This window comes from Pseudomonas sp. TE31087, assembly GCF_057284075.1.
On the sequence record NZ_JBXVNN010000001.1, the window covers coordinates 1,225,099 to 1,249,477 of the forward strand.

The window sequence follows — 24,379 nt, forward strand, 5'->3', positions numbered from 1 at the left end:
ACATGAGCGAACCTGTGCAATTCCCCCTGGCCGCCGTGGTTGGCGCCGACGACCTCAAGCTGGCCCTGTGCCTGACAGCCATCGACCCGAAGATCGGCGGCGTGCTGATCGAAGGCCCACGTGGCATGGCCAAGAGCACCCTGGCCCGGGGCTTGGCCGATCTGCTTGGCGACGGCCCGTTCGTGACCCTGCCGCTGGGGGCCACCGAGGAACGCCTGGTCGGCACCCTCGACCTGGATGTCGCGCTCGGCCAGGGCCAAGTGCGGTTCTCACCGGGCGTCCTGGCCCATGCCGACGGAGGCGTGCTGTACGTCGATGAGGTCAACCTGTTGCCCGACCCCTTGGTGGACCTGCTGCTGGACGTGGCCGCCAGCGGCACCAACCGCATCGAGCGCGACGGCATTTCCCACCGGCACGCGGCCCGTTTCGTGCTGATCGGCACCATGAACCCGGAGGAGGGCGAACTGCGCCCGCAACTGCTCGACCGCTTTGGCCTCAACGTGGCCCTGGAAGGTTTACCGGCGCCGGAGGCGCGTCAGCAGATCATTCGTCGCCGGCTGGCTTTCGACAGCGATCCAATGGCGTTCTGCGAACAATGGGCCGAGCAGCAGGCGGCGTTGCGCGAACGCTGCCGGTCGGCCCGTGAGCGCCTGGTATCTATCGCCTTGGACGACCAGGCCCTGGCGTGGATCACCGAGCGCTGCTTCGCCGCCGGCGTGGACGGTTTGCGTGCCGACCTGGTCTGGCTGCGCGCGGCGCGGGCCCACGCCGCCTGGCGGGGTAATTCGGTGATCGAGGAGGTGGATGTACAGGCGGTTGCCGAGTTTGCCTTGCGCCACCGGCGCCGTGCTGAGGAGCCGCCACCCCAGGCCACTTCGGCGGGCGGGCAGGCGAGTGCGCAGGAGGCACCGGGCGGTCAGGGCGACTGGGGGGCATTGCCTGCCCAGCCAGTGGCCACGGGAGCTCGGCGCGAGGTGCCGAACTGGGCAAAAAAGCCCTGAGCATCCGTTCGCCCCATGATCGGGTGGCGGATGCCAGGCCTCGCGTCGGTCATTTGACGGGGACTTCCCGGGGCCGCCCGCGCACCAGCGATAGCGGGCGCATCGCCTGGCTGGCAACCTTGCTCAAAGGGCGGCCACGCCAGCGCCGCGACTTGTGTTGGCAGCAGCGCCAGGCACAGGCGCCGGAACTGTGGCTGGTGATCGTCGATGCGTCGGCTTCGACCCGGCGCAATCAGGCGCTGGCCCAGGCCAAGGGCCTGTTGGCCGGGTTGTTCGATGAGGCCTACCGTCAGCGCGCACGCCTGGCCTTGCTGACAGCCAGTGGCAACCGTCCGCAATGGCAACGCCACGGCCTGAAAGCCTCGGCGGCCTTGCAGCCCTGGTTGCAGGCGCTGGGGGCGGGCGGCGGTACACCGTTGCCGGCGGCACTGGAAGAGGCGCGTCAGTGGTTGCTGGCCCGGAGCAAGCGCCTTCCCCATGAAACCCAGCGCTGCCTGGTGTTGACCGATGGTCGCCTGCAACAGGGCCCTGTGTTGCAACCACTACCTTGCGTGACGTTGCTGGTGGATATGGAAACAGCGGCGGTGCGCGTGGGCCGGGCACGTCAACTTGCCGAACAACTGCAGGCCGACTATCGGCATATCGAGCAGTTCGCGGTGGTCAAATAAGGATGTAACTGCGACAGGATGTCGCAATAGAAAAAGTTATCCCCGAAAGTGGGGAAACTTGCACAAGTGCGTGGCAACCACGCACTGGCGGCACAGTGCTCTTTTACTTCGGCATTGACCAGGGTTGCAGGTCGTAACCTTTGCCGGATAGTTCGGCGCGCACTTCCTCGATCAGGCTGGCCCATTGCGCCGGGTCGGAATAGACGCGCGAGGACACTTGTTTGCTGCCGATACGGGTGCTGGTCCGGTCGATCACTGCCAGGCTCAGTTCACCAGTACCGTTGGGTGCATCCCAGGCTACGCACTGGAAGGGTTCGAAGGCGTGGTCGGCGATCAGCAGTGCTTCGTTGACACGGAGCGGGGCGTTCATGGTTCGGTCTCTCTCATGGTCCCAAACAGCGAAATAAGGTGCCGCGGTGTTATTCCACAAAAGTGTACAGCGCGGGGTTATTTGTACTGATGCTCCAGATCAGGGTTCAAGTCACATGGCCGTTGAAATTTTTTTATATCGATGATGTTTTCCTGCCTGCCCAGCGCACCTAAGACGGCAATTGAGTTGGAAAATTCCCGGAGGCGTATGCGTGGATCAAGGCGGGCTGACCAACGGTAGTGGGGGGCGTCAAGTTCATTGCTACTGTTAATTCGGGCGTCGCAACTGTCTGTTTATAGTTAAAAAACCTAAATCTGGCGCCAAGGAAAGGTCATGCTCGATACCGCATCCCTACGCCGCTTGCTGATTGTCGACCCCTGCGATGATTGCCACCGCCTTTTACCGGGCCTGCGCAGTGTCGGCTGGGATGTGCGAAGTAGCACGCTCGAGGCGGCAATGGAGCAGCCCTGCGACGTCGGCCTGGTACGCCTGCAGGCCTCGCACCTGCTGCACCCCGAAGCGCTCAAGGACCTGATCAAGCGCAGCAATACCGAATGGATCGCCGTGCTCAGCGCCGAAGAGCTGCGCCTGCAGAATGTCGGCGATTTCGTCTGCGAGTGGTTTTTCGACTTCCACACCCTGCCGTTCGATGTCTCGCGAGTGCAGGTTACCCTGGGCCGCGCCTTCGGCATGGCGCGGCTGCGCGGCAAGGGCGCGGTACGGGTGGATGAGCCCGAGCATGAACTGCTGGGTGAGAGCCGGCCAATCCGCGAGTTGCGCAAGCTGCTGGGCAAGCTGGCGCCAACCGAATCGCCGGTGCTGATCCGTGGCGAAAGCGGCACGGGCAAAGAGTTGGTGGCGCGTACCCTGCATCGGCAATCGCAACGGCGCGACAAGCCGTTCATCGCCATCAACTGCGGCGCCATCCCCGAGCACCTGATCCAGTCCGAGCTGTTCGGCCATGAAAAAGGCGCGTTCACCGGTGCGCACCAGCGCAAGGTGGGGCGTATCGAGGCGGCCAATGGCGGCACCCTGTTTCTCGACGAGATCGGTGACCTGCCGCTGGAGCTGCAGGCCAACCTGCTGCGCTTTCTCCAGGAGAAGCATATCGAGCGGGTAGGGGGGAATCAGCCTATCGCGGTGGACGTCAGGGTTCTGGCGGCTACCCATGTGGACCTGGAGAAGGCCATCGCGCTGGCGCGCTTTCGTGAAGACCTGTACTACCGGCTCAATGTCCTGCAGGTGGTGACCGCGCCGCTACGCGATCGGCATGGCGACCTGTCGATGCTGGCCAGTCACTTTTCCCAGTTCTACAGCGCCGAAACGGGCCGGCGGCCGCGCTCGTTCAGCGACGGTGCCCTGGCGGCCATGGGGCGGCACGAATGGCCGGGCAATGTTCGTGAGCTGGCCAACCGGGTGCGACGCGGTCTGGTGCTGGCCGAGGGGCGGCAGATTGAAGCGCAGGACCTGGGCTTGCAGGAGCTGCAGGAGCAGGACCAGCCATTGGGCACGCTGGAGGACTACAAGCACCGGGCCGAGCGTCAGGCGCTGTGCGATGTGCTGAACCGGCACAGCGACAACCTGAGCATCGCGGCCAAGGTGCTGGGGGTCTCGCGGCCAACGTTTTATCGGTTGTTGCACAAGCATCAGATTCGCTGATCGGCTCCACGGCCGTTACAGCCAGGGCCTTCAAGGTCTTTGGGTGCCAGACTTTTGACCGAGTGAAGGCCATCAAGTGTCCGCCGTAACCCTTGCAGCGCCTATCAGATCGAGCGCCGCCCGCGCGGCGCATCGCGACGCAAGGCCGCTCCTACATCTGTTTCGGGCCAGTCAATTCTGTGTCTTTACCTGGTCCGCCTTGTTGGTACGACGCGGTTTCAGTATGGGCACCACTGGCGCCTCACCTGTCTCAAGACATGCACCAAGGCGGGCAACCATGGCCTGACAGGTTCGGCACGTTGCAACAAATGTAGGAGCGGCCTTGCGTCGCGATGCGCCGCGCGGGCGGCGCTCGATCTGATAGGCGCTGCAACACTAACGGCGAACACCTTGAACAGCCAACCCTCAACTCGACTGCGCAAGATGCCCATCCGCCAGTTCCTCCACCGTCTCCGGCTCATCCGGCAGTGCAGTGATCACGCTGAAGTCACTGACCTCCACCTCGCCACCGCCATACCCCAGCAGGTGGAAGGAAAACGCCTTGCGGACGGTAGGGTTGTCGAAGTCGAACTCCATTTCCAGCGGTTCGTCGGCCGTCACCCGCATCTCTTCAGGCAGCCCGAGCTGCACGTCCTGCTCCAGTTCCTTGGCCTTGAGGCGGATGTACGCCGCATGCCGGGGATCCAGCGCCCGTACCTTCAAGCGTACGCGGGTGCGGGAGCCCTCAGGCATTTCCAGGTACTGCGCGCCGATCAGGTTGTCCGCCCAGTCATCCTTGATCCGCTCGGCCAGGGCGATGGGTGATGGCCCGCCGAACTGGTAGCGCAGGTTGAGCGGGGTCTGCAGCAGCGACTGATCAAGGCTCGCTGCCAGCAGATTGAGCTGCGGACCGAGGCTGTCGTCGCCACGGCCGAGGAACCTGGCCTGGTCGGCAATGAACCCGCTGCTGGCATAGCGTCGGCAGCGTTGCTGGAAGTCGCATTCGTTGAGGGTGCCCTGGCCGTCATGGTAGCGCAGCATGCCATTGGTGAAGGAGATCATCTCGCGGCCACTGTCGTAGTCGCGGTACAGCGAGCGTCCGCCCAGGGCTGCCGGGATCGGCAGGGCGAAGTAGTCGAGCAGGGAGGTGCTCAGGTCGATATGGCCGTAGGTGCCCTGCTTGAGCCTGGGCAGTTGGGCCTGTTCCGGCGCCAACGTAAGGTTGAAGCCCCAGGCCGAGGCCAGGCGCACGCCATCGATGCCATGGGATTCGTCCGAGGTGACGATCACCAGGGTATCTTCCAGCACGCCCTGTTTCTCGAGGCTGTCGAGGAAGCCGCCCAAGGCATCGTCGAGGTAGGCCACCGCGGCCTGCTTTGGCGTATCGAAGCGTTGCAGGTAGGCGTCAGGCGCCGAATAGGGCTGGTGGGTGCCAACCGTGAGCAGGGTGAGCATCCACGGCTGGGGTTGCTTGCGCAGCTCACTGACGTAGTCGAGCGCGCCTTCGAAGAAGGCGCGGTCGTCCTTGCCCCAGGGGAACTCCAGGTAGTTGTCGTTGGCGAACCACTCCAGGCCATGCACCGCGTCGAAACCGATGTGCGGCATGATCCGGTCCTTGGCCATGAAGCGCAGGCCGGCGCCCTGCAGATAATGGGTGGCGAAACCGGCCTCGCGCAACTGGGCCGGCAGGCAGGCCTGGTTGCGTTGCTGCTGGGTCAGCAGCTCGACGCCCTTGGGCGTGCCGTTGGCCAGCTTGTCATAGTCGCCGCAGAGCATCGCGTAGAGACCGCGAATGGTCTGGTGGGTGTGCAGCACATAGTCAGGGGTGTTCATGCCGCGCTCGGCCCACTGGCTGAGCCGCGGCATCAGGTCCTGCTCGAAGCGACTGCCCAGTGCCTCGCGGTTGGGGCGCAGGTAGGCGCCGGGGATGCCCTCGACGGTGATGATCAGCAGGTTGCGCGCCTTGCCTGGCGCATCCAGCAGTTTGACGCCATTGAGGTCGGACTGGGTCAGGCCGGCGCTGGACAGCGCCGTAACCGTTGGCGCCTGGCCCATGCCACTCAGGGCCTGGTGCTGGAGTTTGCCCACCGCCGCCGACAGCGCCTGGTGGGTGAGACCGTACTGGCGCCATTGGTCGGCATCGGAGGGGGCCAGCTGCTGGCCGCCCCAGTGCAGGCCGAACAGCACCACGGGCACGCCCCAGAGGCGCCGTGGCAATGGCGCGCCGACAGGTGAGCGCCATACGCTCGCCAGCCAGCCGCCAAGGCCGGCGGCCAACAGGGCGGGCAGCCAGGGATGGGCCAGGGCGCCGGCGGTGGAGTTCTCCATGAACTGCGGGTCGACCAGATAGGTCAGGTCGTCGACCGTGGGCAGCCGGCCGACGGCACTGACCAGCTCGGCGGAGGCCACCCACAGGCCGCCCCAGGCCAGCAGCAGCGGCAGGGCCAGCCACCAGGCGCGACGCTGCCCGAGCAGCAACAGCAGGCTGCCGATGGCCAGGTCGGACAGGTAGCCGAAGGGGTTGGACCAGCCCAGCAGGGCACGCGCGGTCAGCGGAATCACCAGCACCAGGATTGCCAGCGTGGCAAGGCGGGCGCGAGGGTGACCGAGCAGGTTGTTCACGAAACTTTCCTTAATGCCATTAAATCGTCACAAAACTGTGCGCGATGATAACAGGCCGATGCCGGGAAAGTCGGTCGCTACAAAACCGGTAACCAAATCCCGGGCCCTGGATCGGGCCCGGCTGGAGGGTCAGAAGTAGTACGGGAATTTCAGGCTGAACGAGAAGTCCGGCGAGTCTTCGGTAAGGCCGATGGACAGGTTGGGGACTATGGTCAGGTTGTCGGTGGCGGCGAAGGTCAGGCCGATGTTGAAGTTGGCGGCGTTGTAGTCGCTGTTGGTGATCGACTGCCAGTCGCCGCCGTCCGGCTTGATCTTGCTCTTGCTGGCGAACTGGTCGGTGACCGAAAACGACATGCTCATGCGTTCGTTGAGGGCAAAGGCGATACCGCCGCCGATCTGCCAGGAATCGCCCAGTTTCACGTCACCCTTGACCTTGCTGTTGACCTGGGGGCTGATGTCGCTGAACGAGTCTTGCATGTTGTAGGTGTAGGACAGGCTGGCGAACAGCACGGCAGGGTCGAAGGTCTTGACCAGCGAGATGCCCGGCGTGATCGCCCAGACCCCGTTGCCGGTCGGCAGGCTCTCGGGCACCGACAGGTTGTTGTTGGTCGGGTCCTCGACCAGCTTGATGCCATAGGGGTCCTTGCCGGTAGGCGCTTTGACCCGCAGGGTGAGCACCGCGTCGGGCCAGTTCTCCGATTCGTCGAGGAACTTGTAGGCCACCCCGACGTTGACGTCGCCGATGGTCGGATCGCGGGTGACCGACGCATCGGAGGTGACCGGCCCGGCACCACCGGCGCCACCGGAGGAATAGGTCGATTCGCGATAAACGATGGGTACGTTTATATCGAACTGCCAGCGTTGATCCATGTTGTAGCGGGCGGTCAGGTCCAGGGTCCAGTTGTCCGCCTTGATCCGGTCGAGGTTGATGTTGCCGAGGAAGATCGAGTCGAGGGCGAGGAAACCATTGAGCGTCAGGGCGCGGGTATCGTAGTGCGTGTAGGTGATGCCGGTCTCGACGCTGAACTTGCCGCCGCCGAAGAAGCCGCTGGCCTCGTCATACAGGTTGGAAACGCTTTGCGCGGGCTCCGAATCGTCCTTGAGCGACTGGCCGTAGGAGCTGCCAGTGCTGCCCGGGGCGCCGGATGCCACGGTCTGTGCGCCTTTGGCCGGTGTCGAGGGGGACTTGGTCAGGCGCTTGGGCGGTGGCGCCGCCGGGGCTTCCTCGACCTGGCGCACACGTTGTTCAAGCACCATCAGGGCGTTCTGCTGGGCTTCGTAGCGTTGCTTCAGTTCGCGCAACTCTTGCTTCAGTGCTTCGACCTGGGGGTCCGGAGCTGCATAAAGCATGGTCGCAGGGGCCAATGTACTCAAACAGACTACAGCTCTGAACGTCAACGATCGTTGCATGGGTTAGCCGTCCCTTCTGACTACATACGATGAGACTGAGCGTAGATCAGTATCCGAGGGCGCGAAGACCTTTGAGCTGGTCAAGATTGCCGTTCAGCGCGGCGGCGGGCACGTTGTCGCGCAGCACGACGTTGAGCGAGGTCAGGTTGCTGACCTGGTTGCCGCTGCCGAGCAGCGTCGCGTTCTGCATCAGCCCGCCCTGGGCGATCTGCTGCAGGGTACTGCCCTGGTTGTTGCTCGCCACGACGTTCATTTGCACGCCGGTACCGCTCGCGGAGACGCTCAGGGACCCTGCGGCGTTGCTGCCGACCAGTGTCGAGCCCGCAGCCAGCACCTGGCCTTGCTGCGGCGTCTCGGGGGCCTGGTTGGCCTTGGTGACGTTGATGTCGACGTTGTTGTTGGCCAGGTTGTTGTCACCGGCCGCGCGCACCACCTGGGTGACGCCGACGGTGGTGTCCAGGCCACCGCCACCGGTGACGGTGCCGGTGCCCTTGGAACTGGACGAACCACTGCCTTTCTCGTCGATCATGGACACGTAGAACTGCGGCTTGATGGTCGACTGCTGCACCTGCATCGAGGTCTTCGCGCCGATGACATCGCCATTGGCGTTCTGCCAGGTGCTGCTCATGACCACGCCGAAGCTGACGATCCGCCCCGGCAGCACATAGCGACCGCGCAGGTTGGCCAACTCCTGATCCTTCAGTTCAATGGGTTTGAACGTCTCTGCCTGGATGGGCAGGGCGGTGGCCAGGCAGATCAGGGTAAGCCAGGCTGGAGTCTTCATGGGATGCTCCCGACGCGTCGCGCTCGATTATCATTAGAAGAAGTCGCTGCGGATGAAGCCGAAGTCCATCAGTTCGGCATCCTTGACCGGGGTGAAGGAATTGATGCGGTCCTTGGCGCTCAGCGGCAGGGGCGGGTCGAGCAAGGCGTTGGTCTTGTCGTAGCCCTGGCCGATCACGGCGAAGATGATGCCGTTCCAGCCCTTGAGGAAATCTTCGACCTTGTAGCGTTTGTGGCCGAGCACCGGGTCGCCGATGTAGACCCAGCCTTTGTCGACCCGTTGCAGGACCACGAAGTGCTTGTAGCCACGGATGTCCATCAGCACCACCACGGGAATGCGCACGCTGGTCAGGGTGTCGGCGGCGACCCGGTAGCCGCGGGCACGCATGCCGAGGCTTTCCACATAGCGCTTCATGTCGAGCATCGAGAAGCCCTGGACCTTGACCAGGTCCTGGTCGGCGTGGGCCAGCATGCCCTCGATGATCGTGTGTTCGTCCACGTCCAGCCAGTAGGCCTGGCGCAGGATGGTTGCCAGCGCTGCGGCGCCGCAACTGAAATCGGTCTTCTGTTGCACCAGGTCGGCGAATTTGCGCTCGCGGATGCTCTGGATGGGCTTGTAGATCACCGCGCCCCCCGGCAAAACCGAAAGCGGCATCTGCGCCGCTTCGCTGTAACTGGCCATGCACAGCAAAAACGCCAAGGCGATCATACGCATGGTCTTGCCTCCCCCAGATCCTGTCGAGGAAAGGCCCCCCGAAGGGGGCCTCAAGGTCACAGCTGTCAGAACGAAGTGTTGGAGATGGCCAGCGAGTTGCTCTGCTGGTTGCCCACACCGGCTGCCACGTTGACGCCGAGGTTGCCGCTGCCGCCATTCACCGAGCCACTCAGGGTGGCGGTGTTGGTCACAGCGTTAGCCCAGCCGGTAGGAGTCAGCACCTGGAACGACACGGTGTTGCTCAGGTCGAACGAGCTGGATTCCTCGAAGCTGCTCGAACCGGACTTCGAGGACTCGGAGGCTTTGCTGCCCGATTTTTCGTACGAAGAGTCGTAGGCCTTCTCGAACGAAGAGTCGTAGGCTTTCTCGTACGAGGAGCTGGAAGACTTCTCGCGCGATTTTTCATACGACGCGTCAAGCGAGGCGGTCAGCGACGCATCGAACGAGTCGGTGCGGCTGCGTTCGAAGCGGCCAAAGTCGGTGGACTGGGTCACGCTGCCGTTTGCCGAGGCATCCAGCGAAGCGTTCAGAGAACCACTTGCCGAGGAGGCCGACTCGTGGCTACGCGAACCGCTGGCGTCGGAGCTCTTCGAGCCACTGGCATTCCAGCTCTTGGCGCCGGCTGCTTCCCAGCTCGACGACGAGCTGCGATCCTTGCTGTAGCTGGAGTCCCTGTTGTACGAGGCGCTGCCGCTGGTGCTGGTGGTCAGGGTGATGGTGTCGACGCGGTACTCGCGGTCACCGTTGTTGTTCACCACCAGGCCAGGACCATTCTGGTCGGCGGAGGCGGTGGCGGTGGCATTACCCAGTGGCGCATTGGAGTTGGCAATGGCCATGGTGTTTTTCTGCTGGTTCAGGTCGCCACCGGCAATGTTGATGCCCATGTTGCCGCTGCCGTTGTTGCCCGAGCCGCTCATGATGCCGGAGTTGGTGGTGCCGTAGTTGTTGACCTTGTTGTTGTTGCTGTACTGACGCACATCGGCGGTGGCCGAGGCGGAGCCGAACACGAAGGTGTTATCCAGGCTCGAGTCGGCACCGGCGTTGGCGATGGCGGCGGCGTTGTCTTGCTGGTTGCCGGCGCCGGCGGCCACGTTGACACCGACGTTGCCGCTGGTGCCGGAAGCCGAGCTGCTCATTTCGGCTTCGTTCACGGTGCCTTCATTGCTGATGCGGTTGTTGGTGCTGCTTTGCTTGTCCCAGGCATTGGCGGTTGCATACACCGGGATCTTGGTAGGAGGAGGGGTGTGATGACCGTTGTTGTGATGACCATTGTGATGGTCGTTGCCACGCCGATCATTCTGCCCAGCTTGTACAGCCACAGCCATGATCGCAGCAATTGCGAAAACCAGAGGCTTGAGTGCCATCGAGGGTTTCATGGTGGTTCTCCGTACTTTATTTTAGGTTAAGTGTTGTTGTTACCTGTTTGGGTCAATCCGCGACCCGGATGCTCAGGGTGTTGGCCGTTCGGTTTCCCACCCCGGCACTCTGATTCAACTGCACCACGCCACGGCTACCGGTGAATGCCTGGTCGCTGGTGCTGACCTGGCGATGGCCGGGTGTCTGGGCAGTTGGATCCGAGCTGTTGACCAGCGCCACGTTCTGTTGCAGAAGGACGCTGTCGTCGATGCTTTGCGGTTGGGCACTGACGCTGATGCGCAGTGCGTTGGCTTGCTGGTTGCTGGCGCCGGCGCTCTGGTTGACCCCGAGGATGCCGTTGCCATGACTGAAGGCCGTGCCCTGGATGCTGGCCTGGGCGTCCAGCGCAGGGTCGACATGGGTGCGCAGGCGCTGGCGGATCTGGGTGCTGGCGTTGGCGTCGTGGCCGATGGCGATGGCTCGGGCGTTGACCTGTTGCTGTTGGTCGCCGGCCGCCTGGTTGACGCCCAGGTTGCCTTGATACTGCGCGCCGGAACTGTCGATGGTGGCATTGTTGATCACGGGGGATTGGGCGAAGGCCGAGGCACTGCACAGCGTGGCCAGGATCAGCAGCGAATGCCTCATGTCATTGGCCTCCGCCGAGCACTTTCAACGCGCCCAGGCCTTGCTGGACGTTGGAGTTGACCATGTTGGCGATGCCGCTGCCGCCCGAGCCCGAGCCACGTCCGCCGGCGATGTTGGGCAACTGGGTCTGGTTGCCGATGTTGCTGCCGATGGTGTTGGTCTGCTGGGTGATCAGCGAGTTGATCCCGGCGCCGCTGGTGATGCCGGCGAAGTCGCCGTCGCTCAGCTCACTGGTCTGCCTGAGGATGTGCGCAGACGGGTTGGTGTTGACAGTGACCGGATTGGGGTCGGGCATCATGGGGGCGCGTATCGCGCTGCGCGTCTGCACTTCGCGGGTGATGACGACGATGCCGTTGTCTGCCTGGGCGGGCAGGCTGAAGCTGGATCCCAAAGCGCAACCAAGCAGCAGGAGGTGACAGATCTTGCCTTTTTCTGGTTTCCCCACGATGGCAATTCCTTCTTCGGCGTTTGGGCCAGGGGCCGCGTTGCCAGAAGGAGAGCAGAAGCTGTGCCGGTTTTTGTTATTGCTTGGGAATCAGGAGCTTGTGTGGGAAGCGCTCGTGCGTCAGAGAGTTGGTGTATCAGTGCTGAGACACATCCCCGGCAAGGAAGGGGGCGAAGCCCGTAATATCGGGCTTCGAAGGGGGGGCGACGGCGGTGTATCAGCGATGTGACACTGCCCCCGAATCTGCGGCAATACGCGCAAGTCCGGGGACTAAAGCCAGTCGATGTGTATCAGCGGTTTAACATTCAGTGGGGAAGGCCGGGCATTTTCCGTCAAGCAAGCGTTGCACCGCGCCCAGTACTGTGACGCTGCGCTGTGGCCAGTCTCCGTCGATGACCTGCACGTTCTGCTGATGGCGTTGCAACCAGGCCAGGCTGTCGTCGAAGAACGCCTGGCGCTCCTCAAGGCGGGGCTGGCAGCGTTGCCCGTCACCGACCCATTCGACGCCCTCTGGGCGCAGCAGCAGGTGCAGGTCGTAATGGCGCGCCGTCAGCGCTTCTTCGATCCAGGCGGGGCAGTCACCGAACAGTGCCCGGCTCCAGAGGATGTTGCTGAGCAGGTGGGTATCGAGAATCAGCAGTGCCGGTGCTTGCTCTCGGCCTTGATCTTCCCAGGCCAGCTGGCCGCGGGCTATGGTGGGGATGTCGGCATAGCAGGTGTCGCGTTGTTCGCGCTCCATGAAATGGCGGACGTACTCGCCGACCAGCACGCCACCGAAATGCGCCTGGATTTCGCCGCTCAACCAGCTCTTGCCGCTGGACTCCGGGCCACACAGCACCAGGACTTTCATACCGTTGCCAGCGCCGGGTCGCGGCGCCACTCCAGCCAGCCGCGCACGGCGATCAGGGTGAACAGGGCGTAGAGCGCGGCGGTGAGGTACAGACCCTTGTACAGGAACAGGCCGACGAAGATCACGTCCACGACTACCCACAACGCCCAGCATTGCAGGCGCTTCTGCGCCATCCACAGCTGCGCCACCAGGCTGAAGCCGGTGAGGGCGGCGTCCAGCCAGGGCTGGGCGGCGTCGGTCCAGTGCGCCATGCCCGCGCCCAGCAGCAAGCTGGCCAGCAGGCCGGCCGCCAGGCCCTTGAGCATCGGCGCAGGGGCCAGGCGGGTCACCTGGCGGGCATCCTCGATATGGTCAGGTCGGGTCCACTGCCACCAGCCGTACAGCTGCAGCACCGCGTAGACCAACTGCAGGAGCATGTCCGAGTACAGCTTCACCTCGTAGAAGATCCAGCTGTACAGCACCACCATCACCAAACCGATCGGCCAGCACCAGGGGTTCTGCTTGACGGTGAGCCAGACGGCGATGACGCCGAGCGCGGCGGCGAAGAGTTCGAGGCCGGACATCGGCGATCCTTGAGCGGGGAAAGGGCGGGATGCTACAAGTTTCGAGCGGCAAGCAGCAAGCTGCAGTGGCGGGGACACTGCTGGGGCGCTCTTTCTTGCCGCTTGCAGCTTGTCGCTTGCCGCCACTAAACCCTGAACTGGCGCAGCAGTTGCTCCAGGTCCTCGCTCAGCCGCGCCAGGGCTACTCCGGCGTCGCTGGACTGGCGCGCGGCCTCGGCGGTCTGTTGCGACAGGTCGGCGGTTTCGGTGACGTTGCGGTTGATCTCCTCGACCACGTGGGACTGCTGCAGGGTGGCGCTGGCGATCGAGGCATTGAGCGCACCGAGGTTGCCCAGCGCCTGGCTGATGGCATCGAGGCTGCTACCGGCCTCGCGAGCCTGCTCGACCGTCTGGCGCGAGGCTTCGCTGCTGGTGTCGATGGCCCGCACTGCGGCCTCGGACTGACCCTGCAGGTGCTCGATCATTGTCTGGATCTCGGCGGTCGACTGAGCGGTGCGCTGCGCCAGCAGACGCACCTCGTCGGCGACCACGGCGAAGCCGCGGCCCTGCTCGCCGGCGCGGGCGGCCTCGATGGCGGCGTTGAGGGCGAGCAGGTTGGTCTGCTCGGCGATCGAGCGGATTACCTCGAGCACGCCACCGATCTTGGTGCTGTGACTGGCCAGTTCACGGATCACCTGCACCGCTTGCTCGATGGTTGCCGAAAGCCGGTCGATCTGCTGCAGGCTGCCGTGGATCGCCTGCTGGCCATGGCCGACCTGGGTCTGGGCGTTGCGCATCTCGCTGGAGGCCTGTTCGGCGTGCTTGGCCACGTCATGCACGGCGTAGGAAACCTCGTTGATCGCGGTGGCCACCTGGTCCATCTGCAGCGATTGCTGAGTACTGCGGGCCTGGGTGGCGCCTGCGTTGTCGCCGACATGGCCGGCCGATTCGGCCAGGTGATGGGCAGCGCCCTGCAACTGGCCGACCACCCCCTGCAGCTTGCCGTTGAAACGGTTGAAGTGTTCGCCCAGAAGGGTGATTTCATCACGGCCATGGGTGTCCAGGCGCCGGGTCAGGTCGCTTTCGCCACTGGCGATGGTGCCCATGGCTTGTACCGCCTCCTGCAGCGGGCGGGCGATGCTGCGGGCGATCAGCATCACCAGCAGGGCCATCAGCAGGGCGATGCTCAGGCCGACCAGCGAGGCGTCGCGCAGTTGGCGGGCGAACTCGGCCTGCACGTCGTCGACGTAAACGCCCGAGCCGATGATCCACCCCCAGGGTTTGAACAGCTGGATGTAGGAGGTTTTCTCCACCGGGTCGCTGGCGCCGGGCTTGGGCCAGCGATAGTCGACCGGCCCCGCACCCTGGCTGCGGGCCAGGGCGACCATCTCGTTGAACACGGCAAAGCCATCCGGGTCGCGGATGGCCGAGAGGTCCTGGCCATCGAGCTTGGGGTTGGCCGGGTGCATGACCATCTTCGGTTGCAGGTCGTTGATCCAGAAGTAGTCGTTCTGGTCGTAGCGCAGCCCGCGCACCACTTGCAGGGCTTGCTGCTGCGCGGCTTCGCGGGTGAGCGTGCCGGCGGCCTCCAGGCCCTGGTAATACGTCAGGATGCCGGCGGCGGTCTGCACCACGTGGCGGGTCTTTTCGGCCTTGGCCTGGTACAGGTCGCCGTGGAGCTGGCGCAGCATCAGCAGGCCCAACACCAGCAGCATGGCCACGGCCACCAGCAGGATCAGCCACAGACGGCGGCTGATCGACATCGACCTCAGGGTCTTCATGATGCGTTACTCCAGTCTTTGTTCTTTTTATCCAGGGCATCCAAGCATGCTTTGCCGCCGGCCCCCACTCGACCAACGGCTAATGAGTCTTTCTTGACATCCTGTGTAGCAGGTAACGCAAGCCTTGAAACACAGGCTCTGCTAGGATTTCGGCCGCGCCAGATGAAACCTTTAGGCTGCTGGGCTTTTCAGCTGGCCTTGGGAGCCACTGTCGCTGTAAAAAGCACGCGCCGCGTGCGGCATCATTGAGTCAATCAAAACAAGCGGCCTGCCACGCGCAGCGTCGCACTTGGGGGAAAGATGGATTTTTGGAGTGCCTTGCAGGCAATCATCTTGGGCGTGGTCGAGGGGCTGACGGAGTTCCTGCCCATTTCGAGTACCGGGCACCAGATCATCGTCGCCGACCTGATCAACTTCGGCGGCGAACGTGCCATGGCGTTCAACATCATCATCCAGCTGGGCGCGATCCTGGCGGTGGTGTGGGAGTTTCGACGCAAGATCTTCGACGTGGTGCTGGGCCTGCCCACGCAGGTGCCGGCACGGCGTTTTACCGCCAACCTGCTGATCGCCTTCTTCCCGGCGGTGGTCCTTGGCGTGCTGTTCGCCGACCTGATCCACGAGTATCTGTTCAACCCCATTACCGTGGCCGCCGCACTAGTGGTGGGCGGGGTGATCATGCTGTGGGCCGAGCGTCGCCAGCATCGGGTGGAAGTCGATCATGTCGACGACATGCGCTGGAGCCATGCGCTGAAGATCGGTTTCGTCCAGTGCCTGGCGATGATTCCGGGCACCTCGCGCTCTGGTTCGACCATTATTGGCGGCCTGCTGTTCGGCCTGTCGCGCAAGGCGGCCACCGAGTTCTCGTTCTTCCTGGCCATGCCGACCATGGTCGGCGCGGCGGTGTATTCGGGGTACAAGTACCGTGAGTTGTTCCAGCCGGGCGACCTGCCGGTGTTCGCCCTCGGTTTCGTGGTGTCGTTCATCTTCGCGATGATCGCCGTGCGCGGATTGCTCAAGTTCATTGCCAACCACAGCTATGCGGTGTTTGCCTGGTACCGGATTGCCTTTGGCCTGCTGATCCTGGCGACCTGGGAGTTCGGTTGGGTCGACTGGTCGACGGCGCACGGTTGACATGGCCCGTATGCAGCGTGCGCCTCGGGGCGAGGAGGGCGTGCGCCATGCACGCCTGAAATGGCTGGTACTGGTGGTGCTTTGCCTGTTGCCGGTGGTGGGTGGCCTGCGAATGGGGTTGAGTGATGGGACCTGGCTGCCGCTGGCGATGTATCCGCTGGTGAGCCTGGTCAGCTTGATGTTGTACTGGCAGGACAAGCAGCAGGCGCGGAACCAGGCTTGGCGCACGCCGGAGAAGGTGCTGCATGCCAGCGAGCTGCTGGGGGGATGGCCGGGGGCGTTGCTGGCGCAGCAGGTGTTTCGGCACAAGACGCGGAAGGTTGCCTATCAGGTGGTGTTCTGGGGGATTGTTTTTGTGCATCAGGTGTTTTGGGTTGATTATCTGTTCTTGGCGGGGCGTTGGGGGTTCGTGATCTGAGGGTTGTTGTTGTTGTGTGTTGTTGTTGTTGTTGTTGTTGTTGTTTGATGGTTTTTAAAGTTGTATGCGCATTCATTTATGATGTCGACGCTTATTCACCTTTCCGCCCTTACGGCGGGTTACTTTGGTCTTGGCCAAAGTAACCAAAGCCGCCTCGCTCCATTCATCCGGCCCTCCGCTTCGCTCCGGGTTCCCTCACTCCGGCCTTGCTCCCGGGAGGACCGCGCTGCAGGGCCCATCCTGGGCCCCAGCGCTTGACGGGCATCCATGCCCGTCACCTCCCTCCGCAAGACCTCCGTTCGGCCTCCTGAAGTCGCGAAGTTACGGGCGGCGCCTGGACTGGCGCAGCTGTCGCTAGTTTGAATTTAACTAATCTCTCGATCGCATCGCGGGGCAAGCCCGCTCCCACGCAATAGTCGCCGTTATATAAAACCCTGTAGGAGCGGGCTTGCCCCGCGAAAGGGCCGGAACAGTCAATGCATAACTAATGGTCAAACAACTAACTTCGCATTTCTTGCTCTTGCTCTTGCTCTTGCTTCTAAGCGCGCGATAGTTCAGGCAACACCAATTGCGACTTCAGGAGGCCGAGCGGAGTTCTTGCGGAGGGAGGTGACGGCCATGGATGGCCGTCAAGCGCTGCGCCCCAGGATGGGGCGTTCAGCGCGGTCCTCCCGGGAGCAAGAACGGAGCGAGGGGACCCCGGAGCGCAGCGTAGGGGCCGGATGAACGGAGCGGAACGGTTTTGCCTACTTTTCCCTAGAGAAAAGTAGGTCGCCGTAAAGGCGAAAAGGTGACTAACTGTCGACATCACCTACGAATGTGCATGCAAAAACCAAAACAATCACCAAAGAACCAGAGCCCCCTAACCATACATCCACCTCATCAACGAATGCCGCCCACTGATCCCCAACTTGATCGCCGCCCTGCGCAGGTAGCTCTCCACCGTATTGACCTTGAGCCGCAAGTGCTCGGCCTGCTGCGGCGCCGTAAGCCCGGCCAGCAACCCCTCGCACACCTGCATCTCCCGCTGCGACAGCCGGATCCCCGTCTGTCGCAGCCGTTCCAAAAACCGCTGCTCGACACTGTCGAGGTCCACAGGTCCTGGCGCGGCCGGCTGCAAGGCATTGATGTGCTTCTCCAGCATCGGCAGCAGCAACGGCGAAATGTCTTCGAGCCGGCTGCGTTCGGTCGCCGAAAAGCCAACCCGCGGGTCAGCCCGCAAAACCGTGATCTCGTAGCGGTAACCATCCTTGCGCCGCGCCAGGTGCAGACGGGCAGGGTCGTCGAAGTCTTCGCCCGAATCACCGGCACTGAACACCGTCTCGCTGATCAGCGTCGCGTCCGGGCGGGTGGCGCAAACCGGGTCGCGCAACTGGCGAATGTGTGTGGCATCAATAGTCAGGTGGGTCTGGATCAGGTCGTGCAGATACCGCGGAAAATGGCGGCTGCCGGTACTGGCTATGACTTTGCCGATCTGCGGGAAGAGCAGGTGCGAATTCATCGTGTCATCCATGATAGGCGTTGGAACAAAGGGCCCGCGCACGCCAGTGACCAGCGTCCTTGACTGCCGGCGGGGCCGTTGGAGCTGCTTGCTATCCTAGTACAACGATTGAGTGACGGTTAAATGAAGCAGGAATAATGGCATAACAATATCATCGATCCCGCCGGGCATCCGCCTTATCGTGCAGTCGGGTATGATGCCGATCCTTTCCCATCACGAGGCCCGCCCCATGTCCCTGAGCGCTGACCAGATCGTCGAATTCCGCCATTTCGCCGAACAGCTGGCCGAGGCCGCCGCCACCGCGATCCAGCCGTACTTTCGCGCCAGCCTGGATGTCGAGGACAAGGGCGGACGCCTGTACGACCCGGTGACGGTCGCCGACAAGGCCGCTGAAGAGGCCATGCGCCAGCTGATCCAGGTTCATTATCCAACGCATGGCATCCTTGGCGAGGAGCAGGGCGCCGCACAGGGTAGCAGCCCGTTGACCTGGGTGCTCGACCCAATCGACGGTACCCGAGCCTTCATCACCGGCCTGCCGCTGTGGGGCACCCTGATCGCTCTCAACGATGGCGAGCGCCCGGTGGTCGGCGTGATGAACCAGCCGTTCACCGGCGAGCGCTTCATCGGCACCCCGCAAGGCGCATGGCGCGGCGAAACGAAGCTCAAGACCCGCGCCTGCGTCGACCTGGCCTCGGCCACGCTGATGTGCACCACCCCTGACATGTTCGACACCCCGGCACGCAAGGCGGCCTTCGAGGCGGTCGCCGGCAAGGCGCGGCTGATGCGCTACGGCGGCGACTGCTACGCCTACTGCATGCTGGCTTCGGGGTTCGTCGATGTGATCGTCGAGGCGAGCCTGCAGCCGTACGACGTGCAGGCGCTGATGCCGATCATCGAAGGGGCGGGCGGTGTCATCACCGCCTGGGATGGCAGCTCGGCCCAGGACGGTGGCTGCGTGGTGGCCTGCGGCAATCCGGCGCTGCACGCGCAGGTGGTGGAGATGCTGCGTCACGCCATGTAAGGCTGTGCGCCCGCAATCGGCCTCGCCATCGCACTTTTTCGCATTTGTGCGTTCTATGCATGGCCAGGCCCCGCCGATCCCCGGCTGGGCCGACGACTTCCACCGGTGCCGATGGCCGTACGACGACATGCTCAGTTTCCCCGCCGCCTGCTGCTGGCCGGTACCCTGGTGTGCCTGGCCGCCTGCACCCAGCAACAGGGGCGCGACATGCTCACCCAGTTCGGCAACGGCAAGCCGGACGAGCTGTTCCAGACCAGTGTCGACCGCATGGCGACCCTGGCCATGCGCGACAACCTGCAAAGCCTCTACTTGCTGATGAACAAGCTGTACCTGCGTAACCCCAGCCAGTGGAAACAGTCCGGGTACCTCGACGCCACCACGGCGGCGCGGCAGATCCGCATCGCCATCGAGCAGCGCCAACCCTTGCCGCAACTGGGCGAGCGCCGTGACCTGGCGGCCCTGAGCTACGCCCTGAGCCCTGAATTTCGCGGTGATCGGGTCGGCGCGTTCATCTACGCCATCGGCAGCATGCTGGTTACCGCCCATGGCGGGCGCACCGAGTTCTACATGACCGACACCCTTGACCCGTTGTTCATCAACAACGCCGCCCGCAACATCGAGAAGGCCACCTGGATGCTCAGCCAGCGCCAGGATGCCAACGGCGTGCTGCTGCTGTTCTCCAACGAGATCTCCGAGCAGGGCAGCAACCTGAGCTTCGCCGTGGAGTTCGGCAAGGTCGTCGCCCGCCTGGACCTGCTGGCGCAGATGCTCGATGAGCGCTACCGACGGATCGGCCTGAACTATGCGCAGAGCCTGCTGCTGATGAATTTCCTGCCGGTGCAATGATCCATGTCCGCTGATCGCACAAGCTGACCCGGTCACTGTCCGCTGTCCGCCCGGCGTTTGTCGCCTGCGCATTGCCCAGACCCCGGGTTTTTGCTTAGTGTGGGCCTTGCCAGCCGACCGTCACCTGCCCCGACACACCCCGCGCGGCTGGATAGAATGACCGTGAACGACCACCTGCGCACCCTCCCGGGTAGCAGCGGGTGGCGCCCATAACAATAACGATGGCGAGTGCCTTGTCCATGGAAAGCCGCCTGCTGAGCGAGCAAAGCTGCGTGTTCCACCACGCCGACCCTTATGCCGTGTCCGACTATGTGAACCGGCATGTGGGCCAGCACCATATCGGCCTGTCCCGCACCACCCACCCCCAGGCCAGCCTCAGCCACCGCAAGTTCGCCGAGCTGGACCTGTGCCGCATCAGCTACGGCGGCAGCGTTCGCGTTACCTCGCCGGCACTGGAAACCATCTACCACCTGCAGGTGCTGCTCAACGGCAATTGCCTGTGGCGCGGGCACCAGCGCGAGCACCACCTGGTGCCGGGCGAGCTGCTGCTGATCAACCCGGACGACCCGGTGGACCTGACCTATTCCGAGGATTGCGAGAAGTTCATCCTCAAGCTGCCGGTGCACCTGCTCGACAGTATCTGCGCCGAACAACGCTGGCAGCGCCCCAGTGGCGGTGTGCGCTTCCTGCGCAACCACTACCGGCTGGAGGAACTGGGCGGTTTCCTCAATCTCTTGGGCATGATCTGCAACGAAGCCGAAGTGAGCGGCTCACTGCCGCGGGTGCAGGGGCACTACAGCCAGATCGTCGCCAGCAAGTTGCTGACGCTGATGACCACCAATGTGCGCATGGAGACGCTGGGCGGGGCGGGCATGGGTCTGGAGCGGATTCTGGACTATGTGGAGCGCAACCTGAAACTGGAGGTGAGCGCCGAAGCGCTGGCCGAGCAGGCGAACATGAGCGTGCGCTCGCTGTATGCGCTGTTCGATCGCCACCTGAGCACCACGCCCCGGCAGTACATCCGCCAACGCAAGCTGGAGCGCGTGCAGGCCTGCCTGAGCGATCCCAGCTGCGCGGTGCGCAGCGTCACCGAACTGGCGCTGGACTACGGCTTCCTGCACCTGGGGCGGTTTTCCGAGAGCTATCGCCAGCGTTTCGGTGAGTTGCCGTCGGAAACGCTCAAGCGGCGAGGCTAGCCAAAGCGCGGGACAAACCCAAGTGGGCTTGCCCCGTGTTCGAGGTGGATCAGGCCACATCCACCAGCACGATCTCGCTGTCCTGCAGCGCGGTCACCTTCAGCACCGTCTCCTGCTCGATCGCCACGCCGTCGCGCGCCTTGGCCTGCAGCCCGTTCACTTCGACCAGCCCCTTGGCCGGTACCAGGTAAGCACGGCGCCCTTCATCGAGACGGTACTCGGCGCTTTCCCCGGCGCGCAGGGTAGCGGCCACCAGACGTGCATCGGTGCGGATGCGCAGGCTCTGCTCATCGCCCTCGCGACCGCTGGCCAGGGTCACGAAACCCTCGCCACGCTCGCCTTTGGGGAACGGCCGGGTACCCCAGGACGGCGCATCGCCGACCTTCTCGGGGATGATCCAGATCTGGAAGATCCGCGTGTCGACCTTCTCCAGGTTGTACTCGCTGTGGACGATGCCGCTGCCGGCACTCATCACCTGCACGTCGCCGGCCTCGGTACGGCCCTTGTTGCCCAGGCTGTCCTGGTGGGTGATGGCACCTTCGCGAACGTAGGTGATGATCTCCATGTCACGGTGCGGGTGAGGCGGGAAGCCTGCGCCGGCGGCGATCAGGTCGTCGTTCCAGACCCGCAGGTTGCCCCAGTGCACACGCGCCGGGTCATGGTACTCGGCGAACGAGAAGTGATGGTGGGCGTCCAGCCAGCCGTGGTTGGCGTGGCCAAGGCTCTCGAAGGGTCGCAGTTGCAGCATGGTGATGCTCCTCTGATTCGGTGGAATGGGGCCATGATGCGGCTTTAATAGATCGATAAAAAGCGTAAATATCGGCTTTATATGATCTGATAATTCGATAATATTTGGTGTGAATCAGCATGCGTTTCATCGCCTAATGCCCTGATCCATAAGCATTCGCTGGCACTTTTGCGTGGATGAGGCGAACATGCCCGTTGTTTCGACTTTCAATGGAGTGACCGTGCCTCACGAGCATCCCCAGGCCCCGGCCGACCTGACCCCGCCCGCCCAGTTGCCCTGGCTGCGCCGCCTGGCGGCCCGCCTGCTAGGGCGTGGCCTGTCGCGCCTGCAGGCGCAGCACCGTGACTCCTGGTTCCTGGGCCACGCCACGGGGCAGCGCAACGGCCATTCTGACGGCCTGCGCGAAGGCTATGAGCGGGGCCGGGTGGATGGCTATGAGGCCGGGCGCCAGGTCCTGGTAATCCGCGATACACGCCCCGAGCATGTCGCCGTGCCGGGCCAGGACGACAACCTGTTTGACGACTGGCGCCTGCCGCTGACCACCGAGCTGAAGAAGCGCTTCAAGGCCGATGTCGCCCAGCGCCTGCCTGCCGAGGCGCAACCGAGCGCGGCGCAGTGGAAGCTGATCTTCAGCGACACGCCGTCCACTTGCGTGGTGGCCGGTGCCGGGGCGGGCAAGTCGACCTCGCTGGTGCTGCGCATCCTGTTGCTGCGCCACTACCTGGGCTTCGAACTCGATGCCCTGACCGTGGTGACCTTCACCCGCGAGTCGCGCAAGGACTTCATCCAGCGCCTGCTGCAGGTGTTCGCCCTGTGGCAGGTTGAGCTGTCACCGGCCCAGGGGCGCGAGCTGGTGCGCACCTTCCACTCGCGCATCCTGCCACTGGTGCGCAGCCTGCCGGGTTTCGCCCAGGTACGGGCGTTCGAGACCCTGGGCAGCGAGATGCCCGTTGGCAGCGAGGCCAGCGCCGACAGCAATCCGTTCGACCTGCGCCTGAACGACGCCCAGCGCCAGCAACTCAACCTGTGCTACCGCGACCTGATGGGCCAGAGCCCGCGTTTTGCCCAGTTGATCGGGGCGCTGCGCCAGGAAGCCCTGCTGCTCAAACCGCTGGATCCGGATCACCCGGACGTGCAGAAACGCGCCCAGGTGACCCAGTTGGCGGCCCAGCGCGACGAGGAGTTGTGCGATGTGATCGAGGACCTGTGGTTCGCCGCCGGCGCCTGGCCGATCAAGGGCATCGAGCCGTGCCGGGACACGGTGCAGATCCGTGGCAGCCGCTTCCATGTGCACGGTCGCCTGGAAGGGCTGGATGCCTGGGTGGTACTGGGCTTCGACCCAGCCGAGAGCGGCCAGTACCAGCGCCCTGGCGCCAAGCTGGCGGTGCGTGCGGAATGGGCGGTTAAACGCACCCTGTTTCAAGCTTTCTGTGATAAGCCATTGATATGGCTTGATAACTACTCATCGGCAAAGCGCTTGGCGGCATCCTTGGCGGGTGATGCCGTGGCGGGTCCTGGCTTCGAGTACAAGGTCAAGGGCGAGCTGGCCCCGGCGCCGCTGCTCGACGCCTTCGTCACCGCGGCAAGCTTTATCGAGAACCTGGGCCTGGACGTCAATGCCGCAGTGGCGGCCATGAGTTTCCCGTCCGGCGACACCGATGCGGTCTTCTTCGAAGCCCTGGCCTTGTACTGGAAGGCGCTGGAGGCTCATCTGCTGGCCCAGTCGCCGCCGGTTATGACCTACAACCGCATGTTCGCCCTGTTCGGCGAGAACAACCCGGAGAACCTCGGGCTGTTGCCCGACCCGCTGCTGCGCCCCCTGGCGCACCTGATGATCGACGAGTTCCAGGATGTCTCGCCGCAGATCGTCAGCTGGCTGCGTGCGAGCCTGACCGAGATTCGCCGCCGTGGGCCGACCCTGCATGCCGGACGGGTGGCGCAGCATTCGTCGCTGATGTGCGTGGGCGATGACTGGCAGTCGATCTACGGCTGGCGCGGCAGCTCGCCGAAGTACTTCATGGAGTTCACCAAGGCGTTTCTGTCCCCCGCCAACACGCGGGTGATGCTGGTGGAAAACTACCGCAGTCAGCAGCACATCATCGATGCCGCCGAGCACCTGGTCAAAGGCGCGCCGGCCATCACCGGGAAGAAGGCCAGGGCCGCGGGGCCTGCGGCCGAGCTAGCGCTGACGCCGGTTCGGGTCTTCGACCGCGACGAGGCGGCACTGGCCGAAACCGTGATCGAACACTATCAGCGTGGCGAAACGGTCATGATGCTGTTTCGAAAAACAAGCGATAAGTTATTGATTGAACAGCATTTATCGGCAGTTATTAAGGCTGATTCTAGCTTGCCGCCTGGCCAGCGCCGCCTGCGCCAGCTGACCTATCACAGTGCCAAGGGCCTGCAGGCCGATGCGGTGTTCATGCTGGGCGATTGCCAGTACCTGACCAGCTCGCCGTACAAGAACCAGGTCTACCGCCTGGCCGGCCTGGGCAAGCCAGGTGATGCCCAGGCGTTCGACACGGCGCAGAAGGAAGAGGTGCAGCGCCTGGCCTATGTGGCAGTCACCCGGGCGGTCCGCCATTGCTACTGGCATGTGGAGAAGGCCAGCGGCGAGGCTGCCGGGCAGCCGCGCGCATCAAGCCAGGTGCAGGGCCGGCAGGTCTTCTTCGAGGACCTGCGCGGCCAGTAG

At 63.8% G+C, this 24,379-nt stretch carries 22 protein-coding genes and 1 pseudogene; 9 read left to right on the forward strand and 14 right to left on the reverse strand.

Annotated features, from left to right (window positions below; all coding sequences use genetic code 11):
• The first annotated feature begins 2 nt into the window (after positions 1-2).
• Together ACZ899_RS05465 and ACZ899_RS05470 are read left to right on the forward strand one after the other, a co-directional pair.
• Positions 3-1,001 (forward strand): magnesium chelatase ATPase subunit I, encoded by a 999-nt coding sequence (locus ACZ899_RS05465; RefSeq protein ID WP_234561494.1) that lies wholly within the window; start codon positions 3-5, stop codon positions 999-1,001.
• A 53-nt stretch (positions 1,002-1,054) separates the two neighbouring features.
• Positions 1,055-1,669, forward strand: a complete 615-nt coding sequence (locus tag ACZ899_RS05470; RefSeq protein ID WP_232856974.1) for a vWA domain-containing protein — start codon at positions 1,055-1,057, stop codon at positions 1,667-1,669.
• 103 nt (positions 1,670-1,772) lie between these two features.
• Here the strand turns inward: ACZ899_RS05470 and ACZ899_RS05475 are convergent, their stop codons facing one another.
• Positions 1,773-2,039 (reverse strand): hypothetical protein, encoded by a 267-nt coding sequence (locus tag ACZ899_RS05475; RefSeq protein WP_028690802.1) that lies wholly within the window; start codon positions 2,037-2,039, stop codon positions 1,773-1,775.
• A gap of 333 nt (positions 2,040-2,372) precedes the next feature.
• Here ACZ899_RS05475 and ACZ899_RS05480 point away from each other — a divergent pair, with 333 nt between their 5' ends.
• Complete coding sequence (locus ACZ899_RS05480) at positions 2,373-3,698, forward strand: sigma-54 dependent transcriptional regulator (RefSeq protein WP_110739696.1); 1,326 nt, start codon at positions 2,373-2,375, stop codon at positions 3,696-3,698.
• A 405-nt stretch (positions 3,699-4,103) separates the two neighbouring features.
• Here ACZ899_RS05480 and ACZ899_RS05485 read toward each other — a convergent pair whose 3' ends face one another.
• From ACZ899_RS05485 to ACZ899_RS05535, 11 genes and pseudogenes are all read right to left on the reverse strand, one after another.
• Positions 4,104-6,299: an LTA synthase family protein gene (locus ACZ899_RS05485; protein WP_234561495.1), complete on the reverse strand. Its 2,196-nt coding sequence runs from the start codon at positions 6,297-6,299 to the stop codon at positions 4,104-4,106.
• A 129-nt stretch (positions 6,300-6,428) separates the two neighbouring features.
• Entirely contained in the window at positions 6,429-7,709 is a 1,281-nt protein-coding gene (locus ACZ899_RS05490) for a coiled-coil domain-containing protein (protein ID WP_234561496.1), read from the reverse strand.
• Positions 7,710-7,755: 46 nt separating this feature from the next.
• Positions 7,756-8,493 carry a hypothetical protein gene (locus ACZ899_RS05495; RefSeq protein ID WP_234561497.1) on the reverse strand — a complete coding sequence of 246 codons (738 nt, stop codon included), beginning with the start codon at positions 8,491-8,493 and terminating at the stop codon, positions 7,756-7,758.
• A gap of 33 nt (positions 8,494-8,526) precedes the next feature.
• Positions 8,527-9,207: a C39 family peptidase gene (locus tag ACZ899_RS05500; RefSeq protein WP_203646390.1), complete on the reverse strand. Its 681-nt coding sequence runs from the start codon at positions 9,205-9,207 to the stop codon at positions 8,527-8,529.
• A gap of 65 nt (positions 9,208-9,272) precedes the next feature.
• Positions 9,273-10,583 (reverse strand): heme utilization protein, encoded by a 1,311-nt coding sequence (locus tag ACZ899_RS05505; protein ID WP_234561498.1) that lies wholly within the window; start codon positions 10,581-10,583, stop codon positions 9,273-9,275.
• Positions 10,584-10,635: 52 nt separating this feature from the next.
• The gene (locus tag ACZ899_RS05510; RefSeq protein WP_232856977.1) at positions 10,636-11,208 is read right to left on the reverse strand and encodes an adhesin; all 573 of its coding nucleotides are present in this window, start codon (positions 11,206-11,208) and stop codon (positions 10,636-10,638) included.
• Between the two features lies 1 nt (position 11,209).
• Positions 11,210-11,653, reverse strand: coding sequence for a hypothetical protein (locus ACZ899_RS05515; protein WP_234561499.1), 444 nt, complete (start codon positions 11,651-11,653; stop codon positions 11,210-11,212).
• A gap of 298 nt (positions 11,654-11,951) precedes the next feature.
• Positions 11,952-12,503 carry an AAA family ATPase gene (locus tag ACZ899_RS05520; protein ID WP_234561500.1) on the reverse strand — a complete coding sequence of 184 codons (552 nt, stop codon included), beginning with the start codon at positions 12,501-12,503 and terminating at the stop codon, positions 11,952-11,954.
• Positions 12,500-13,066 carry a nicotinamide riboside transporter PnuC gene (gene pnuC / locus ACZ899_RS05525; RefSeq protein WP_234561501.1) on the reverse strand — a complete coding sequence of 189 codons (567 nt, stop codon included), beginning with the start codon at positions 13,064-13,066 and terminating at the stop codon, positions 12,500-12,502. The genes ACZ899_RS05520 and pnuC overlap by 4 nt, the downstream gene beginning before the upstream one ends.
• Before the next feature lie 125 nt (positions 13,067-13,191).
• On the reverse strand, positions 13,192-13,926 hold the full coding sequence (locus tag ACZ899_RS05530) for a methyl-accepting chemotaxis protein (RefSeq protein ID WP_442799973.1): 735 nt from the start codon (positions 13,924-13,926) through the stop codon (positions 13,192-13,194).
• 138 nt (positions 13,927-14,064) lie between these two features.
• A pseudogene (locus ACZ899_RS05535) lies at positions 14,065-14,826 on the reverse strand (cache domain-containing protein); the annotation flags it as partial.
• Between the two features lie 300 nt (positions 14,827-15,126).
• Here ACZ899_RS05535 and ACZ899_RS05540 point away from each other — a divergent pair.
• Both ACZ899_RS05540 and ACZ899_RS05545 read left to right on the forward strand, forming a co-directional pair.
• Positions 15,127-15,957 (forward strand): undecaprenyl-diphosphate phosphatase, encoded by an 831-nt coding sequence (locus ACZ899_RS05540; protein WP_203646402.1) that lies wholly within the window; start codon positions 15,127-15,129, stop codon positions 15,955-15,957.
• Between the two features lie 10 nt (positions 15,958-15,967).
• Positions 15,968-16,375 (forward strand): DUF1294 domain-containing protein, encoded by a 408-nt coding sequence (locus ACZ899_RS05545; protein ID WP_234561504.1) that lies wholly within the window; start codon positions 15,968-15,970, stop codon positions 16,373-16,375.
• Positions 16,376-17,237: 862 nt separating this feature from the next.
• Here the strand turns inward: ACZ899_RS05545 and ACZ899_RS05550 are convergent.
• A complete protein-coding gene (locus ACZ899_RS05550) occupies positions 17,238-17,876 on the reverse strand; it encodes a helix-turn-helix transcriptional regulator (protein WP_234561136.1) in 639 nt (212 codons plus the stop codon).
• Between the two features lie 229 nt (positions 17,877-18,105).
• Here ACZ899_RS05550 and hisN point away from each other — a divergent pair, with 229 nt between their 5' ends.
• From hisN to ACZ899_RS05565, 3 genes are all read left to right on the forward strand, one after another.
• Positions 18,106-18,897, forward strand: a complete 792-nt coding sequence (gene hisN / locus ACZ899_RS05555; protein WP_234561137.1) for a histidinol-phosphatase — start codon at positions 18,106-18,108, stop codon at positions 18,895-18,897.
• 111 nt (positions 18,898-19,008) lie between these two features.
• Positions 19,009-19,743 carry a hypothetical protein gene (locus tag ACZ899_RS05560; protein ID WP_203646410.1) on the forward strand — a complete coding sequence of 245 codons (735 nt, stop codon included), beginning with the start codon at positions 19,009-19,011 and terminating at the stop codon, positions 19,741-19,743.
• A 239-nt stretch (positions 19,744-19,982) separates the two neighbouring features.
• Positions 19,983-20,939 carry an AraC family transcriptional regulator gene (locus tag ACZ899_RS05565; RefSeq protein WP_203646413.1) on the forward strand — a complete coding sequence of 319 codons (957 nt, stop codon included), beginning with the start codon at positions 19,983-19,985 and terminating at the stop codon, positions 20,937-20,939.
• A 49-nt stretch (positions 20,940-20,988) separates the two neighbouring features.
• On the opposite strand, the gene ACZ899_RS05570 is transcribed toward ACZ899_RS05565, so the two are convergent.
• Positions 20,989-21,687 (reverse strand): pirin family protein, encoded by a 699-nt coding sequence (locus ACZ899_RS05570; RefSeq protein ID WP_203646415.1) that lies wholly within the window; start codon positions 21,685-21,687, stop codon positions 20,989-20,991.
• A 187-nt stretch (positions 21,688-21,874) separates the two neighbouring features.
• On the opposite strand from ACZ899_RS05570, the gene ACZ899_RS05575 reads away from it, so the two are divergent.
• Entirely contained in the window at positions 21,875-24,379 is a 2,505-nt protein-coding gene (locus ACZ899_RS05575) for a UvrD-helicase domain-containing protein (RefSeq protein WP_232856981.1), read from the forward strand.